The following is a 16,669-nucleotide window of genomic DNA, read 5'->3' as shown; positions in this document are numbered from 1 at the left end:
CCTTGCCGATGGCCACGACGAGTTCGATCTCGTGGTGCAGGTTGGCGGTGAGGCTGGGGTAGGGCATCTGGCCGGTTTCGCCGGCGGCGACGGGCAGGACGGCGTCGGCGGGCTTCATGAAGAAGAACGGCGGCTCACGGCCGGTGAAGCCCATTTCCTTGGCGTGCTCTTCGTAATTGCGGCCCACGCAGTAGATGCGGTGCACGGGGAAGCGGTCGGTGCTGCCCACGACGGGCACGCTGGCGACGGGGGCGGGAGGAATCACGAAGCTCATGTCTGCCTTTCTCTTGCTTTCATCTCGGTGTATGGGTACCCCTGTGCGCGCGTGCGGATTCGCATCGACACGTTCCAGGGACGGCGTACCGCAGTGTGCCACCAGCCTGCGCCGTTATGCTCGGCCCACCATGAAGCTGTTCAACTACTTTCGTTCGTCCGCCTCGTACCGGGTGCGCATCGCGCTGGAGATCAAGGGCCTGGCCTACGACTACATCCCGGTGCACCTGGTGCGTGCCGAGCACCGGCAGCCGGCCTTCGCGTGCAAGGCCGGCGATGCCCTGCTGCCCGCCCTGGACCTGGACGGTGGACCGACGCTGGTGCAGTCCATGGCCAGGCGGATGACGCAGGCCAAGCAAGTACCCCATTTTTACCTGGCGGCCGAAGCCGAGGTCAGCGAGCTGCAGGACTTGCGGCGTCGGCTCAATGAACAGCCGGGCGCGTCCCGGCTGACCTTGAACCATTTCGTGATTGCCGCGGTGGCGCGCGCCTTGCACGCCCTGCCATACCAGAACCGGATCTGGCTCGACGACCAGATCGTCCAGTTCGATGCGATCGACGTCGGAGTGGCTGTGTCGACCGAGCGCGGCTTGATGGCGCCGGTGTTGCATGGCCTGGGTGCGGCGAGCCTGGATGACATCGCCGGCCAGTCCGACGCCTTGCTCGAGCGCGTGCGCGGTGGCAGGGCGACCCGGGAAGACATGAGCGGCGGCGCCATTTCCGTATCCAACGCCGGCATGTTCAACGTTACCTACATGACGCCCATCATCAACCCGCCGCAATCGGCCATTCTGGGCGTAGGCAGCATTCGCCAGGTGTTTCGCCCCGACGACCGGGGCGCACCGGCGCTCAAGCGCGAAATGGGCTTGGTGCTGGCAGCGGATCATCGCTTGCATGACGGCGCCAGCGCATTGAAGTTCCTTAACTACATCATCGAGCTGCTGCAAGATCCTTACCGGCTGTTGCGCAACCGTATCCAGAAACAAGGATAGCGTTCATGGATTTTTCGCTTTCAGACGAACAAAAGCTGATCGTCGAGACCGCGCGCCGCATCGGGGAAACCTACGGCGTGGACTATTGGTACGAGCAGGATCGCGCCAAGACCTTCCCTAAAGAGTGCTGGCAGGCAATCTGCGATGCCGGCCTGGCGGGAGCGGCGTTGCCGGAAGCCTATGGCGGATCCGGCCTGGGAATGCTGGAGCTGGCCTTGATCGTGGAAGAGCTGTCGGCCGGCGGCGGCGGCTCGACCCTGGGGCAGCTGTTCATGATCAACCCCATCTTCGGTGGGGTGCCGATCTCCAAATTCGGTAGCGAGCAGATGAAGCGCGACCTGCTGCCGGGGCTGGTCAACGGCGAATTCAACTTTTGCATGGCGCTGACCGAGCCCGATGCAGGCACCAATACGCTGGCCATGAAAAGCTTTGCCGAGGCGGAAGAGGGCGGCGGCTGGCGCTTGAGTGGGCGCAAGGTCTGGATTACTGCGGTGGACGCGGCCCACAAGATGTTGGTCGTGGCCCGTACGACGAAGCGGGTCGAAGGTGCCCGGGCGACCGATGGTATTTCGATGTTCATCATCGATGTGAAGCGCGAGGGCCTGACTTACGCGCCCATCGACAAGGTTGGCACGCAGACCCTGAGCGCCTGCTCGGTTTTCTTCGATAACGTCCATATCGAGCCGCATGAGCTGGTCGGTACGCTGGACAAGGGCTTTCGCGAACTGCTGGATGTGCTGAACACCGAGCGTATCGTGACCACCGCCGGCCTGGTCGGCGCGGGCCGGCTGGCCGAGCGCATGGCCGTGCAGTACGGAAATGATCGTAAGGTGTTCGGCGGCAAGCCAATCAGTTCGTACCAGGGCTTGCAGTTTCCGCTGGCGCAGTCCCATGCGGAATTGGAATGCGCCCGGCTGATGAATCTGAAAGCGGCCGCGCTGTGCGACCTGGGCCAGCCGTACGGAACGGAAGCCAACATCGGCAAGCTGATCGGCTCGCAGGCCGCCAGCCATGCGATTGAACGTAGCATGCAGACGATGGGCGGCATGGGCTACGCGCGTGAATTTCATGTGGAAAGGCTTTGGCGCGACGCGCGTCTGTTTAAATTCGCCCCGGTTTCAGAAGAAATGATCTTGAACTACATCGCCGTTCATGACCTAGGCATGCCGAAGTCATATTGAACGGCCCGGAGCCAGACGTGGGACCGGCACTGCCGCGACCCATGCGTACGATCCGCCACACCACGGAGACAACACCATGTTCAACCTGAGCGCCTCGGTGGCTTATCACGCACGCCGAACGCCCGACCAGCCCGCCATCGTGTACCGCGATGTCGAGATCAGCTATGCCGAGTTCCATGAACGAATCCGGAAGACGGCAGCCATGCTGCATGCGCATGGCGTAGGGCGCAACGATGTGGTGGCGCTGTTCATGAAGAATAGTCCGGCTTTCCTGGAACTGGCCTTCGCGGCCAGCTATCTGGGGGCGGTATTCCTTCCCGTGAACTACCGCCTGGCCGCACCGGAGGCCAGCTACATATTGGCCGATTCCGGCGCCAAGCTGCTGTTCGTCGACGAAGAATTCACCTCGGTGGCGGCCCTGCCCGTTCCCAAAGTGGTGGTGGATGCGCGTGCCCAGAAAGACCTGCGCTGCCTGGGAACACCGGACCTGCCCGTGCCTACTCAGGCCGATGTGGCGGAAAACGATCTGGTTCGGTTGATGTACACCTCCGGAACGACATCGCGGCCCAAGGGAGTGATGCACTCGTATGGCAACCTGTACTGGAAATCGATCGATCATGTGATCGCACTGGGCCTGACCCAACGAGAGAAGCTGCTGGTGGTCGGGCCGCTATATCACGTGGGCGCGTTCGACCTGCCGGGTATTGCCGTGCTGTGGGTAGGAGGCATGTTTTGCGTGCAGCGCGAGTTCGACCCGGAGGCCGTGCTGGCCGCCATCGAGCGCCACCGGCTCACCTGCGGCTGGATGGCGCCGGTGATGCTGAGCCGCGTGTTGGCGTTGCCCAACCCCGAGCGCTTCGATGTGAGGTCGTTTGGCTGGTGCATTGCCGGCGGTGAAAAGACGCCCGAATCGCGCATCCGCGACTTCACGCGCGTCTTCACGCACGGCCGCTTCATCGACGGCTTCGGCATGACGGAAACCTGCAGCGGTGACACCTTGATGGAAGCAGGGCGCGAGATCGAGAAGATCGGTTCTACCGGCCGGGCCTTGCCTCATGTCGAGATACGTATCGCCGATAGCGAGGGACGCTGGCAAGGCGCCAACCAGAGGGGCGAAATATGCATCCGTGGTCCCAAGGTGACCCAAGGCTATTGGAACGCGCCAGATAAGACCGCCGAGGCGTTCTTCGGCGATTGGCTGCGCAGCGGCGACGTGGGCTATCTGGACGAAGAGGGGTTTTTATTCGTCACCGACCGTACCAAGGACATGATCCTGACCGGTGCCGAGAACGTCGCGTCCAGCGAGGTGGAAGCGGTGCTGTATGAGCTGCCGCAGATCGCCGAAGCGGCAGTGATCGGCGTCCACGACGAGAAATGGGGAGAACGCATCACGGCTGTGGTGGTTCTGAAGGGCGGTCAGGCGCTCACCCTGGAAGATATCGACCAGCATTGCCGCAAGCGCCTGGCCAGCTTCAAGGTGCCGCGCGAATTGAAAATTGTGGCCGAGCTGCCGCGCAACCCATCCGGCAAAGTGCTCAAGCGGGTTTTGCGCGACCAATACAACGCCTGAAGGTGGGTAATTCACAGAGGGCTGTGCCCGCAACGAGGAGAATCTATGTTCCTGGCTGAACACTTCGCACGATTCGCAAGCAGTCTGACGCTTGAGACGATGCCGGCGCCTGTCGTCGAGAAGGCGCGAGCATGCGTGCTGAACGGCTATGGCATTGCATTGGGGTCCCATCCGACGCCGTTCTTCGCCGTGGCTGAACGCGCCGTGCTGGCCATGGATGGCCCGCGCGCCGACGGCGTCACCTTGTTGGGCAGTGGCAAGCGAACGACGGTGGCGGGCGCGGCGCTGGCCAATGCGGCCTTGTTTCACGGCCGCGCGCAGGAGGACACCTGCGGCGTGGCGCACTTCGGCGCCATCTTGCTACCCTTGCTGACGGCGTTGATCGAGAACGGCGAAGGCAAGGTGGAAGACCTGTTGCCGGCACTGGTCGCGGGCTACGAGGTGGGTGGTGCGTTGGAATCCGCGTATTCCTCAAGCACCACCGCGGTGGGCCTGCGGGCCTCGCCTTTGTATGGCACGGTAGCGGCCGCCGCCGCCACGGCGCGGCTGTGGGGGTTGTCGGTCGGTCAGACCGCCGCGGCATTGTCCAATGCGGCTTCGTTCACCGGCGGCATCCTGCAGTCGTTCGGCGATGGTACCGACGAATGGCGCTATCAGGTCGGCATGGCCGCCCGCAATGGCTTGTGCGCGGCGGCATTGGCCGCCCAGGGTTCGGTTTCCGCCGCAGGGGCGTTCGATGGGCGCAGCGGTTTCGTACGCGCGTTTGTGCGGCAGGACTGCGATGTCGACGCTATTGCGGGCGGCCTAGGCAAAGATTGGTCGGTACTTAAGGTGACATTCAAGCCGTATCCGGTCTGCGCGCTGAACCAGACGCCGGTGCGGGCCGCCCTGCAACTGCGCGAGAAACTGGGCGCGGATGCCAGCATCCAGGCGTTGCGCGTCTATCTGAACCCGACGGTCGTAGGCTATGCCGGCATGGACAAGGAGGGGCCCTTTGCCAGCTTGTCGGGCACCTTGATGAGCATCCAGTTCTGCGTGGCAACCACGTTGTTGTACGGAACGCCTACCATCGCGCGCATGGCGGCCTTCGACGATGCCGGCGTCAATTGGTTGATTCCACGCATCACACCGGTGGCCGACGAAGCCCTGGGCCTGCTGGCCTGCCGTATCGAGGCGGATATCGAGGGCGGCGCCTCGCCGGTCGGGGTCTCGCTGCAAACCGACCATACGGAATACAGCTATGACCGCAAGCGCGTCTCGTTGTTGATACGCGGTATTGGCGAGGAAACCAACGTGGCGGCGGTCGCCTACGAGCGGCTGGAGAAATTCGTGCAGGCGCTGCCGTCGGCCCAGCTGGGCGACGTATTGGCCGCCTTCAAGGAGATCCAGGCGCCTCGTTAACGCGCCGGAGGCTGTCCCGGTGACAGCAGTTCAAGTCAGACATCAACACAAATCAGGAGAAGACAATAATGTTCGGACACCCGAAGTTCACAGCGGCGGGACTGGCGGTCGCGGCAACGCTGTTCGCGGCTGGCCCGGCCCAGGCGGCCGATACGATCAAGATCGGCATGACCTCGGCCTTGACCGGCCCATACAATGAGTTTGGCGAAGGCAACCGCCGCGCGGTCGAGTTGGCGGTCGAGCAATGGAACGCCAAGGGCGGCATCAACGGCAAGAAAATCGAAATCGCCATGCTGCTCGACGATCAGCTCAATCCGGATCGTGCCGTACAGAACATGCGTGCCATCCTGGATAACAAGCAGATCGTCGGCATCATCGGGCCGGCTGGCAGCGGTCCGACATTGGCGGTGATCGATATGGTGCAGGCCGACGGCCGGCCTTACATGAATCCCATCGCCCAGACCCCTGTGGTGACGTACCCCGCTGAGAAGACGGGCGAGGACCCTCGCCCGAATGTCTTCTCCTTCGCCCTCCAGAACGATGTAGAGGCGGTCGCCATGGGCGAATACCTGGCCAGGCATTTCAAGCGTGTCGGCATCGTCCATGAAAGCACCGCCTATGGGGTGACCGGCGTCGATTACCTGGCGGCATCGGTCGAGAAAAATGGCGGCGCCAAGCCGGTGGCCACCGATTCGTACAACCAGGGCGCCCAGGACATGACCGCCCAGGTGGCTCGCATGAAGCGCGCCAACGTCGATGCGATCGCCGCCATCGGCCTGGGAAAAGACCTGGCCGTGCTACGCCGGACCATGGCGCGCCTTAACGTCAACGTCCCGCTGGTTGCCTCCAATGGCGCGCTCGGGCAGCCATACCAGGAAGGGGCCGGTGACCTGACCGTGGGCACGCTGGGTACGATGATCGGGGCGTTTGGGCAACCCATGCGTCCGCAGGCGGCCGAGTTCGCTCAGGCCTACAAAGAGAAGTACGGTACCGACCGCTGGTGGGGTAGCGACCCCGAGAACCCCCAGTTGTTCATGGCGATCTCGGTATCGAATGGCTATGACGCCGCCAACATCCTGTTCGAAGGCATACGCCGGGCGGGTTCAACCGACCCGAAAGCGGTCAGCGCGGCTATCGAGTCCATCCAGGATTACCAGGGTGTCAATGCCGTCTATAGCTTCTCGAAAGAACGCCACCACGGCATCGAGACTGATGGTGTGAAGGTGTTCGAGTACGTCAAGCAGGGCGACAAGGTGCGGCTGCAGCCGATTGCGCAGTAATGGGCGGCCCGTCCGGCGCGTCGCGCCGGACGCCGCGCAAGTGTTCACGCACGAGGGTGGTATGGACTTCTTTATCCAAATGGTTGTGTCGGGACTCAGCGTTGGCGCGGTCTATGCCCTGATCGGGCTGGGCTTGAACCTGACCTTCTGGACGACGCGCGTGCTCAATTTCGGGCAGGGTTCGGTGCTGATGGCCGGAGCGATGATCACGGCTGTCATGGTCGGATCGGGGGTCAATGTATTCCTGGCGATCGGCACGTCGCTGCTGGTCACCGCCTTCATCTTGTGGGTGGTGGAGTGGGTGGGTGTGCGTCCGTTGCGCCGCTTCTCGGGCAGCATGGGCTGGGTGGTATCGACGCTGGGCATCGGTATTTTCCTGCAGGGTATCGCCAGCTGGCTGTTCGGCACCCAGGCGGTGGCCTTCCCGGACGTACTGTTCAGCAGCGCGGATACGGTCGAGTTCATGGGCGCCTATATTTCATTGCAGTACATCGCCGTGTTCGTCATCAGTGTCCTGATCGTCTGCCTGATGGAGTTGTTTCTGCGGCATTCGATCTGGGGTTATGGGGTACGCGCCGTGGCGCATGACCGCGATCTGGCGGCCCTGATGGGCATCCCCGTCTATCGCGTCGTGGTCTTCTCCTTTCTGGTCAGCGGCGTGCTGGCGGGCATTGCGGGAATCCTGGTATCGCAGGTGTCTGGCACCGTGGATCCCAATTTCGGCCTGCATCTGCTGATTCTTGCATTTGTCGCGGCTGTGGTCGGCGGCATGGGCAGCGCGTTCGGCTCGCTGATTGGGGGCTTGATACTGGGCATCATGGAAAAGCTGGTGGGCGGATACGTGTCACCCGCGGCCGCGGAGGTGGTGGCGTTCGTCTTGTTGATAGGGGTACTGACCATCCGGCCGCAAGGCTTGTTCGGCAAGCGTGAAACGGTGAAGGTATGAACGCGATGAGACAGCTAGGAAGAATTCTGACGAACGGCTGGGCCCTGGGATTGCTGGCGCTTGCGCTTGCGCTGGGCGCCGACTACGTCAACGTGGGCACGGTGCAGATGTGGAGCTTCGTCATCATCAATATTCTGCTGGCCCAGGGGATCAACCTGCTGACTGGCATCAACGGCCAGATTTCCCTGGGACACGCGGGTTTTTTCGCCATTGGCGCCTATACCAGCGCCATTGCGCTGAAGTCCTGGGGCATCCCTTTTCCCCTGGCAGTCGCCGCGGCTTGCATGGTGGCCTCTGCAGTGGGCTATCTGCTGGCCGGCCCTGCCGGAAGGGTGCGCGAGTTCTACTTGGCCATGATGTCGCTCGGCTTCGGCCTGATCGTGTACGAACTGGCGCGCGAATTGCGCGGCATCACGGGCGGGGTCATGGGGATGCGGGGCATTCCTTCCTCGCAGATCGGCACTTTGCAGGTCTTCGGCTGGAGTATCGGTACGGTTGGATACTTCCGTATCTTGCTGGGCTTGTTGCTGGTGGTCATGCTGATGCTGCGCAACTTCGTCAAGAGCCATTTCGGACGGGCGCTGTACGCGGTGCATGTCAGCGAGATCGCCGCGGGTTCGCTGGGCATCTCGCAGGCGGCCGCCAAACGCAGTGCCTATGCCATCAGCGGCGGCCTGGCGGGGCTGGCTGGCGCGTGCTATGCCCACATGATCGGCTACCTGACGCCCGAGAGTTTCGGACTGATGCGATCGATCGAGATCCTGGTGATGTCTATCGTGGGCGGATTGGGTTCGCTGGCGGGACAGGTGTATGGCGCCGTGCTGTTCACCTACCTGCCGCAGAAGCTGCAGGCATTCAATGACTACCAGTACATCGTCTACGGCCTGATCCTCGTGTTCATCTTTACGTTGTTGCCCAAGGGATTGGCCGGCCTGCTGGGCGCACAGACCCGCTACAGCAAGTTGGACCAGCTGCGTCTGGGCAGGACGGATGAACCCGTTGCCCCGCTGAGTTCCCGGCCCATGGGCGGGCCGGTGCAGAACGCACCGCTTGTCCATATCGACCGGGTGGTCATGGAGTTTTCTGGCTTGCGCGCGCTGGCGGGCGTGTCCCTGGACTTGTACCCCGGCCGCATTACCGCCCTGGTGGGACCGAACGGGTCCGGCAAGAGCACTCTCGTCAATGTGATCAGCGGCATCTATACCCCGACCGAGGGCCGTATCGTATACCAGGGGCGGGATATCGCCGGATGGCCGGCTCACAAGATTGCGCGGGCCGGGATCACACGGACCTTCCAGGATCCGCGCAATGTGCCCAGCTTCACCGTGCGCGAGAACATCCTGATGGGCGCGCACCGGCGTTATCGCCATGGCGCGCTGGCAGCGGCCTTGAACACGGGCCAAGCCAGGCGGGAAGAGGGCGCATTGCTGCGGCAGGTCGACGCCCTGATGCAGGCTGCCGGATTGACCAGCCAAGCCGACGCCATCATGAGCGAACTGCCCTATGGCATTCAACGCCTGGCCGAAGTGGCGCGCGCCCTGGCCAGCGACCCCGACCTGCTGTTGCTGGACGAGCCCGCAGCGGGCCTCTCCGAACACGAGTCTGGACATCTGATCGGGCTGGTGCGACTGGCACGCGATCATGGCGTCGCGGTGCTGATTATCGATCACCACATGGACTTCCTGGCGGAACTGGTCGACGAGGTGGTGGTCTTCGAAGCCGGTGAAGAGATCTATTCAGGCGACATGGACGGCATGCGATCCGACCCCGCTGTGATCCAAGCCTATCTTGGCGTAGAGGAGTCCGCTCATGCTTGAAGTGCGCAACTTGCAGGTCAGTTATGGCGCCATCGAGGCCGTGCGGGGTATTAACCTGGTCGCGCGGCCCGATGGAATTACAGCGCTGATCGGTGCCAACGGCGGCGGCAAGTCTTCGTTGATGCGCGCGATCTCGGGAGTGACGCCGGCCAGGGCGGGACAGATCCTGCTGGACGGCGAAGACATCACCCGCCTGGCACCCCATGAGCGCGCGCGGCGCGGGCTGGCGCACGCTATGGAGGGGCGGCGCATTTTCCATCAGCACACCGTGGAAGAGAACCTGATTACCGCGTGGCACTTCCGCAAGCCGCAAGGGAAGTTCAAGCTGGCGCTGGACAGCGTGTATGGCAATTTTCCCATCCTGGCGCAGCGGCGCACAGCCAAGGCCGGCACGTTGAGCGGCGGCCAGCAGCAGATGCTGATCCTGTCGATGGCTACCCTGCACCAGCCTCGCTTTGTGCTGCTCGACGAACCTTCGCTGGGGCTGGCACCGATCGTGGTGTCGCAGATTTTCGATTTCATCAGGCACTACTGCGCGCAGGGCGGCCGGGTGGTGCTGCTGAGCGAACAAATGGCCAGCCTGGCGCTGCGCGTGGCCGATTTCGGCTATGTGCTCAAACACGGCCAGGTGGCGATGGAAGGCACGCGCGATGTGTTGATGCATGGCGCCGGAGACCTGTCCAGCGCCTACCTGGGAAAAAGCCGGGTGCGATAGAGGCGCGGGCAACGCATGCCGTCAACGGCCACCGCCGCGGCGCGGGGCACACATAGAAAAGGAACTGCAGTTTATGTCTTCCACGATTGAGACCGACCTGCTCGTGCTGGGAGGCGGGCCGGGTGGCTATACCGCAGCATTCCGGGCGGCGGACCTGGGCATGTCGGTAGTACTGGTGGACCAGCGCGCGACCCTTGGGGGCGTCTGCCTCAATGTGGGTTGCATCCCGTCCAAGGCCCTGCTGCATGCGGCAAAAGGATTAGACGACGCGCGGCATTTGCAGGAACTGGGAATTGAATTCGATGCGCCCAGGATACGGCCCGAGAAGCTGCGCGCCTGGAAGGACGGGCTGGTTGCCAGACTGTGCGGCGGGCTGGCGAGCCTGGCACGGCAACGCAAGGTGCGCATGTTGACGGGAATCGGCAAGTTCAGCGGTCCGCATGCCCTGGTGATGAACGATGGCCAGATCGTGGTTTTCAAGCAGGCCATCATTGCCGTGGGTTCGCATCCCATCCGCTTGCCATTCTTGCCCGACCATCAGCGCATCCTGGATTCGACCGGTGCACTGGCACTGCCTGAGATTCCCTCTCGCTTGTTGGTGGTCGGCGGGGGCGTCATCGGCATGGAGTTGGCGACAGTGTATGCGGCGTTGGGCAGCCGGGTGACAGTGGTTGAAGCAACGGATGGGCTGCTGCCCGGCTGCGACCGGGACCTGGTCAAGCCTCTACAGCAACAAGTCGCCAGCCGTTATGAAGCGATTCTGCTCGGTACGCGGGTGGTTTCGGCGAAGGCCAGCGATCAGGGAGTACGGGTGGTGTTCGATGGGCCTGAGGCACCCGGGCCCCAGACCTACGATTATGTACTGGTGGCAGTGGGACGTCGGCCCAATGGCGGCGCCATCGATGCCAACCTTGCGGGTGTGCGGGTCGACAAGGAGGGTGTTATTCCCGTCGACAGGCAGCAGCGCACCAATGTCTCCCATATCTTCGCCATCGGCGATGTGGTCGGCGAACCCATGCTGGCCCACAAGGCGGCCTACGAAGGCAAGGTGGCGGCTGAAGCCGCGGCGGGCGGCAGTACCCTCAACGACGCTAAAGTGATTCCCGCGGTAGCGTATACCGATCCGGAGATTGCCTGGGTGGGGCTGACCGAAACAGCGGCCCGGCGCGACGGCATCGCTTTCGAGAAGGCCAGCTTTCCCTGGGCGGCCAGCGGCCGCGCCCTGAGCATCGGCCGGGGCGACGGGCTGACCAAGGTGCTGGTCGATCCCGACACGCAAGCCTTGCTGGGCGTGGGCATGGTGGGGCCGCAGGCGGGGGACCTGATTGCCGAGGCCACATTGGCTATTGAAATGGGAGCTGAACCTGGCGATATCGCGTTGACGATACATCCGCACCCCACATTATCCGAGACACTGGCGTTCGCGGCAGAGGCTTATGAAGGCACGCTGACCGAGTTGTACTTGCCTCGGAAAAAACGTTAAATATGCGACCGGTCCACGTCATTCACCGGGAGGGCTCGATCAGTGGCAACATGGAATAACGCGGTACCCACCCGCAAGGCAATGCATCAACTCAAGCGCGAAGCCCTCTTGCGCGAAGCGATTGCGGCGTTTAACCAGAAAGGCTTTCACGCTACGTCGCTGGGTGATATCGCGACCAGCCTGGGTGTGACGAAGGCCGCCTTGTATCACTATTTTCCCAACAAGCACGCTCTGCTATACGAGGCATTTGCCGAGGCCCTGCGCGTTGGCTTCGAAGCCATCGAACAAGCAGAGCAGGCAGGCGGAACGGGGCTCGAGAAGCTGCACATGGCCATCCAGGAATATCTGCAGGTGACGCTCAGCGAAATGAGCCGCTGCGTGATCATCACGGAAGAGCACGCACTAGAACCCGAAGACCGTGCCAAGATCGTCGAGCAGCGTGATCGTTTCGAAGCGAAGCTGCGCGGCTTTGTGCGGGAAGGTATCCAGGATGGCAGCATCATTCCTTGCGACCCTAAATTGGCCATATTCTCCATTTTCGGGGCGGTCAACTGGGTACCTAAGTGGTTCTCCGACACTGGAGCCTGGTCGAACAAGCAATTGGCAAAGGGCATGTCGGAGTTGCTGTGCCGGTCGATCGCCAAGCAGGCAGCCGCAGGGTTCGCGCCGGACCTCAGCAAAATGAAAGCCGATTAGTCAGCAGCAGGCAAGGTGTGCGTAATTGCCGTAAGCACCTGACACATCGGGAGCGGCTCCTGGCGGCTCACTGGCAAGGGTTATCCCTCGGTTCTAGCGATGAAACCCGTAAGCCCGCATGATCTGCCCCACCTTGGGCCCTTTCAGGAAGAACAGGAACGAGCGCGCGGCCAGGTTTTCCTTGCCGGTGTCCAGTAGTACTGCATCCTGGCGGATCGGGTCGTATAGCGTGGTGGGCACGATCCAGGCCGAACCGCGCTCGATGCGGCTGTTCTTGTACACGTGTGAAAGCGTGACGAAGCCCAGGTCGCTCTGGCCGTTGGTCAGGAATTGGAATGTGTCGGATACCGAGCGGCGCTCGGTCAGCTTGCCGGTGACCGCGTCGCGCAGTCCCAGGCGGTCCAGCACCTGCATGGCTGGACGGCCGTAGGGCACCAGGTCCGGGCTGGCAACCGACAAGCGGCGGAAACGGTTTTCTTTCAGGATATCGCCCTGCCCATCCACATAGCCGGTGTGGGGCGACCACAGTGCCAGTACCTGGGTGGCATACGTGTAACGCGTTCCCGGTACGGCCTTGCGGGTAGCCTCCAGGCGCGCCGGCAGCACATCGTTGCCCGCCACCAACACGTCGTACCGGGCGCCTTGCTCGATTTGCGCATACAGCTGGCTGGTGGGCGCCGCGGAAAGCACCACGACATTGCCGGTTTTTTGCTGGAAGCTCTGGGCGATGGCCTGCATGGGCTCGATCACCCCGCTGGCCACCGCGACGCGTACCTGCCCGGCCTGGGCGGCCAGAGGCAGGCTACAGATAAGCAGGAGCAGGCCCAGAAGCCTGGTGCATTGGTTCATGTCGGTTCAAGGCGCCGGAGCGCGCCATTTCCATCCCTAACAGGCGTCAGATTTGAGCATATCCGTCTCGCTGCGCCCACAAGGCGGTAACACCATATTTGTAAACGTCAGGTCCGGCCATAGGGAAAATACCGGAATAAGGGGGTTCTTGGCCCTTGATACGTCAAATCAAAATCAGCAACGCAAGGTTACATACTGGGGTGGCCGGTATTCGGCCCGCTACCAGGAGAAAACCATGAATGAGCTGCACGAGCAATCCATTCCCATGAAATGGCCCAGTGATTTTCCGGCCAAGCATTGATGCGTTTCGCCTGTATGCCCTGACAACAAGCGGGAGCTTGCAGGGCTTGGGCTGACATTTCCCGCTGTATCAGGACGCTGTCGATCGCAGGCTGATCGACAGCGCCATCGTTTCCGTGGCGCCCGGGGCGACCGTCATGGCATCGTCCAGCACGCGCGCCGTTTCCACGCAGGCCATGTGCCGCCAGGCCTCGTCCGCCATATCGTCCAGGCGCTGCGCCTTGACCGTACCGGGATTCCATACCACTGTCGAGCGCGAGCCCGTCGCGCGCAAGCGCACTTCGCGCCGCCAGCCGTGGTCGTGCAAGGTTACCGGTGCCGAGGTATCCAGATACAGGCGGTCGGTTTCCCCCTGGAATGTAATCGGGCCGCGCTGGCCATGGCGCGACCATTGCTGCGCCATATCCAGGTAGTCGCGTCCTTCCAGCCCCAGGATCTCCACGCGCTGGCTGTCCGACACCGCCAGATAAGTATGCAGGGCCAGGGCCGTGGTGAACGGCCGTTCGCCCAGATTGCGTACGGACAGCGCCAGGACCAGGTCGCGGCCGAAGCGCATTTGCAATGTCAGCAGGGCCTGGTGGCTCCAGCCCGGGGCAAAGCCGGGGCCGGCGGCAAAGTTGAACTCCAGTTCCGCCGTGTCGCCTGCGCTGCGCTGTGCGGCCAGTTGCCAGTCGGCCTGGCGGACCCAGCCATGCGAAGGGGCGTCGGCCGGCGCCGTCACGCTGTCGCGCACCGCCTGGGGGTTGCGCCCGTACACGGCGAACCACGGCCAGCATACGGGCACGCCGCCGCGCACCGGGGCCCCGGGCCGCAGGTGGGCCTGTTCCGATAGCCAGACCAGCGGCCGCCCGCCTGCCGGTGTATAGCTGAGCAATTGCGCGCCTTGCTGCGCCACCAGGGCGCTGCCGTGCGGGGTGCGTACGCGCCAGCCCGGCAACTGGCCGATGCGCGCCGGTTCGATGAGGGTGCCAGTCGTCATGATGCTTGCCATTATGACAAAACTGCCGCCCCGGGGCCGGAATCTGCAGCGGGCAGGTTGGGGCGGCCCTATACGCGCTTGAAGTTCAGCGATTTCACCGCCGCGCTGAAGCGGGCGATCTCCGATTTCTGGAAATCGCGCATCTGGCGGGGGCCGAGCGGCATGATTTCTCCCGCCTGGCTTTCCACGTATTGCCGGGATTGCGGCGCGTTCAGAATGTCCAGCATATTGCCCGACAGTCTTTCAACCACGTGGTCCGGCGTGCCGGCTTTCACCCACAGCGAGGTCCAGCTGTAATGCACGGCGCTCTCGTATCCTTTTTCGCGCAGGGTGGGCACGTCCGGCAATTCCGGATGCCGTTCAGTCCCCGTCACCGCCAGGGCGCGGATCTTGCCCGACTGGATGATGCGCACCGTCGTGGGTGTATCCACCACCGCAATGTCGATCTGGCCGCCGATCACGTCGCTGGTGGTTTGCGACAAGCCCTTGTAGTTCACGTTCTGCCAATTGAAGCTGGCCTGTTTCAAGAACGGCGCGGCCGCCAGCTGGTAGCCCGCCGAATACGTTCCCATGTTCAGCGGGGGCGATTGCCGACCGCGCCTGACCAGGTCGTCCAGCGTCTGCAGGGGAGAATCCGCCGGCACGATCAGCACGGCCATGGACCGCGTCAGGCCGCAAATGGGCTGTACATCCTGCACCGGGTCGTAGGGCAGCGATTGATAGGTGGACAGGTTCACCGCCATGGGCGAATTGCTGCCCAGCAGGATGGTGTAGCCGTCGGCCGGCGAGCCCGTCGTGGCCCGCACCGCGATGGCGCCGCCCGCGCCCGGCTTGTTTTCCACCACCACCGCCTGGCCCAGGCGGGCGGTAAGCTGCTCGCCGAAATAGCGGGCATAAACATCGGATCCGCTGCCCGGGCCGAAAGGTACGTACAGGCGGATGGGCTTGTTGGGAAAACCGCCATTTGCCGCGCGGCCGGGCCCAGCCCAAGCCAGCATGGCCGCGCTGGCGGCCATGCCCTGCAGCAGGCGCCGTCGTGTCGTGTCCATGGTTTGTCTCCTTATATATTGGTATGTGTATGGCCATGCTAGTAGCGCCAGCCAGGCTTGTCGTATGCCGGTTTGAGCTTCGGCATAACCATTGGTAATACAGGCCGAGGGGGTGGGTGTTCAGGCGAAGGCCCGGCGCAGGGCGGACAGGAAGAGCTCGGCTTCCGGCGACAGCAGGCCGAATCGCGAACGCACCAGGCTGACCGCAATGGGAATTTCTTCCACCAATGGCCGCACGACGATGCCCTGCCACAGGTCGTCGGCCACCGAGAACTGGTCGACAATGGCGATGCCCACGTCCTGCCGCACCAGCGAGCAGGCCAATTCCGCGCGCGGTACATCCACGATCGGCGCCACGTCGCAGCCATGGCGCTCGAAGGCCGACAGCATCAGGCGCCCGAACGGAATGGTGCGCGAATAAAGAATCAGGCGTTCATCGACCAGGTCGCGCAGTGACACGCGGTTCTGGCGCGCCAGGGGATGGCGCCGCGGAATGGCGCACACCATGCGGCCGCGGATCAGCGGCTCTATTTGCAGGTTGGGGTTCTCTACCGGCAATACGGTAATCGCCAGGTCGGACTTGCCGCTCAGCAGTTCCTGGGGAATGTCCTGGATCAGAGTGGTGTGGAAGTGGATCTTGGTGTCCGGGTACCTTTCCAGGAAATCGCGGATCAGGCGGGGCAGCAGGCTCAGGCCCAGGCTGGGGCTGCTGCACAGATTGATGGTTCCCGAAGGGCTGCGGGTCAGGTTGTCGACGAACTGGTCCACGCGCTCTGCCGCGTCATAGACCTGGTTCACTTCCTCGAACAGGCGTACAGCCTCGGCGGTGGGCACCAGCTTGCCGCCCGTGCGATGAAACAGCTTCAGCCCCAGCGTGGTCTCGGTATGGGACAGCAATTTGCTGACCGCGGGTTGCGACACGAACAACATGCGCGCCGCGCCGCTGACCGAGCCGGCAATCATGACCGCCCGGAAAACTTCCATCTGTCTCAACTTGAATTTCACCCTTGTGCTCCCTAGTCATATATATCTGTCTCTCGAGAATAACGTTCGGTTATAGCCCAGGACAACATGGCATACGTGCGGGCCCGTGCCCTGGCTTAGACTGGCACGGCCCGTATGTCGCGGGCCGGCATGC

Annotated in this window: 15 protein-coding genes; 10 read left to right on the top strand and 5 right to left on the bottom strand. The window is 63.0% G+C overall.

The window, feature by feature from the left end:
- Positions 1–274 (bottom strand): fumarylacetoacetate hydrolase family protein (locus LPZ50_RS02615; protein ID WP_230657222.1); only part of this gene is annotated, 274 nt, incomplete at its 3' end.
- On the opposite strand from LPZ50_RS02615, the gene LPZ50_RS02610 reads away from it, so the two are divergent.
- The 10 genes from LPZ50_RS02610 (at position 195) to LPZ50_RS02565 (ending at position 12,354) form a co-directional block, all read left to right on the top strand.
- Positions 195–1,265, top strand: a complete 1,071-nt coding sequence (locus LPZ50_RS02610; RefSeq protein WP_329957629.1) for a 2-oxo acid dehydrogenase subunit E2 — start codon at positions 195–197, stop codon at positions 1,263–1,265. The genes LPZ50_RS02615 and LPZ50_RS02610 overlap by 80 nt on opposite strands.
- Positions 1,266–1,270: 5 nt before the next feature.
- The gene (locus tag LPZ50_RS02605; protein WP_230657220.1) at positions 1,271–2,446 is read left to right on the top strand and encodes an acyl-CoA dehydrogenase family protein; all 1,176 of its coding nucleotides are present in this window, start codon (positions 1,271–1,273) and stop codon (positions 2,444–2,446) included.
- Between the two features lie 76 nt (positions 2,447–2,522).
- Positions 2,523–4,016: an AMP-binding protein gene (locus tag LPZ50_RS02600; protein WP_230657219.1), complete on the top strand. Its 1,494-nt coding sequence runs from the start codon at positions 2,523–2,525 to the stop codon at positions 4,014–4,016.
- Positions 4,017–4,061: 45 nt separating this feature from the next.
- A complete protein-coding gene (locus LPZ50_RS02595; protein ID WP_230657218.1) occupies positions 4,062–5,417 on the top strand; it encodes an MmgE/PrpD family protein in 1,356 nt (451 codons plus the stop codon).
- 68 nt (positions 5,418–5,485) lie between these two features.
- Entirely contained in the window at positions 5,486–6,697 is a 1,212-nt protein-coding gene (locus LPZ50_RS02590) for an ABC transporter substrate-binding protein (RefSeq protein WP_230657217.1), read from the top strand.
- Positions 6,698–6,758: 61 nt separating this feature from the next.
- On the top strand, positions 6,759–7,643 hold the full coding sequence (locus LPZ50_RS02585) for a branched-chain amino acid ABC transporter permease (RefSeq protein WP_230657215.1): 885 nt from the start codon (positions 6,759–6,761) through the stop codon (positions 7,641–7,643).
- A gap of 5 nt (positions 7,644–7,648) precedes the next feature.
- Complete coding sequence (locus LPZ50_RS02580; protein ID WP_329957630.1) at positions 7,649–9,460, top strand: branched-chain amino acid ABC transporter ATP-binding protein/permease; 1,812 nt, start codon at positions 7,649–7,651, stop codon at positions 9,458–9,460.
- Positions 9,453–10,175: an ABC transporter ATP-binding protein gene (locus tag LPZ50_RS02575; RefSeq protein WP_230657213.1), complete on the top strand. Its 723-nt coding sequence runs from the start codon at positions 9,453–9,455 to the stop codon at positions 10,173–10,175. The genes LPZ50_RS02580 and LPZ50_RS02575 overlap by 8 nt, the downstream gene beginning before the upstream one ends.
- A 73-nt stretch (positions 10,176–10,248) precedes the next feature.
- Positions 10,249–11,658 carry a dihydrolipoyl dehydrogenase gene (gene lpdA / locus LPZ50_RS02570; protein WP_230657211.1) on the top strand — a complete coding sequence of 470 codons (1,410 nt, stop codon included), beginning with the start codon at positions 10,249–10,251 and terminating at the stop codon, positions 11,656–11,658.
- Positions 11,659–11,739: 81 nt separating this feature from the next.
- Positions 11,740–12,354: a TetR/AcrR family transcriptional regulator gene (locus LPZ50_RS02565; protein ID WP_230657209.1), complete on the top strand. Its 615-nt coding sequence runs from the start codon at positions 11,740–11,742 to the stop codon at positions 12,352–12,354.
- 93 nt (positions 12,355–12,447) lie between these two features.
- Here the strand turns inward: LPZ50_RS02565 and modA are convergent, their stop codons facing one another.
- The 4 genes from modA to LPZ50_RS02545 all read right to left on the bottom strand — a co-directional run bounded on the left by modA (position 12,448) and on the right by LPZ50_RS02545 (position 16,515).
- A complete protein-coding gene (modA, locus tag LPZ50_RS02560; protein ID WP_230657207.1) occupies positions 12,448–13,203 on the bottom strand; it encodes a molybdate ABC transporter substrate-binding protein in 756 nt (251 codons plus the stop codon).
- 370 nt (positions 13,204–13,573) lie between these two features.
- Complete coding sequence (locus tag LPZ50_RS02555) at positions 13,574–14,482, bottom strand: D-hexose-6-phosphate mutarotase (RefSeq protein ID WP_230657205.1); 909 nt, start codon at positions 14,480–14,482, stop codon at positions 13,574–13,576.
- Between the two features lie 68 nt (positions 14,483–14,550).
- The gene (locus LPZ50_RS02550) at positions 14,551–15,531 is read right to left on the bottom strand and encodes a Bug family tripartite tricarboxylate transporter substrate binding protein (protein ID WP_230657204.1); all 981 of its coding nucleotides are present in this window, start codon (positions 15,529–15,531) and stop codon (positions 14,551–14,553) included.
- 120 nt (positions 15,532–15,651) lie between these two features.
- Positions 15,652–16,515 (bottom strand): LysR substrate-binding domain-containing protein, encoded by an 864-nt coding sequence (locus LPZ50_RS02545; protein ID WP_230657202.1) that lies wholly within the window; start codon positions 16,513–16,515, stop codon positions 15,652–15,654.
- Between the last annotated feature and the right edge of the window lie 154 nt (positions 16,516–16,669).

This window comes from Bordetella petrii, from assembly GCF_020991325.1.
GTDB lineage: Bacteria > Pseudomonadota > Gammaproteobacteria > Burkholderiales > Burkholderiaceae_B > Bordetella_A > Bordetella_A petrii_E.
The sequence above is the reverse complement of the archived record's forward strand: the minus strand, read 5'-3'. Positions and strand labels throughout refer to the sequence as shown.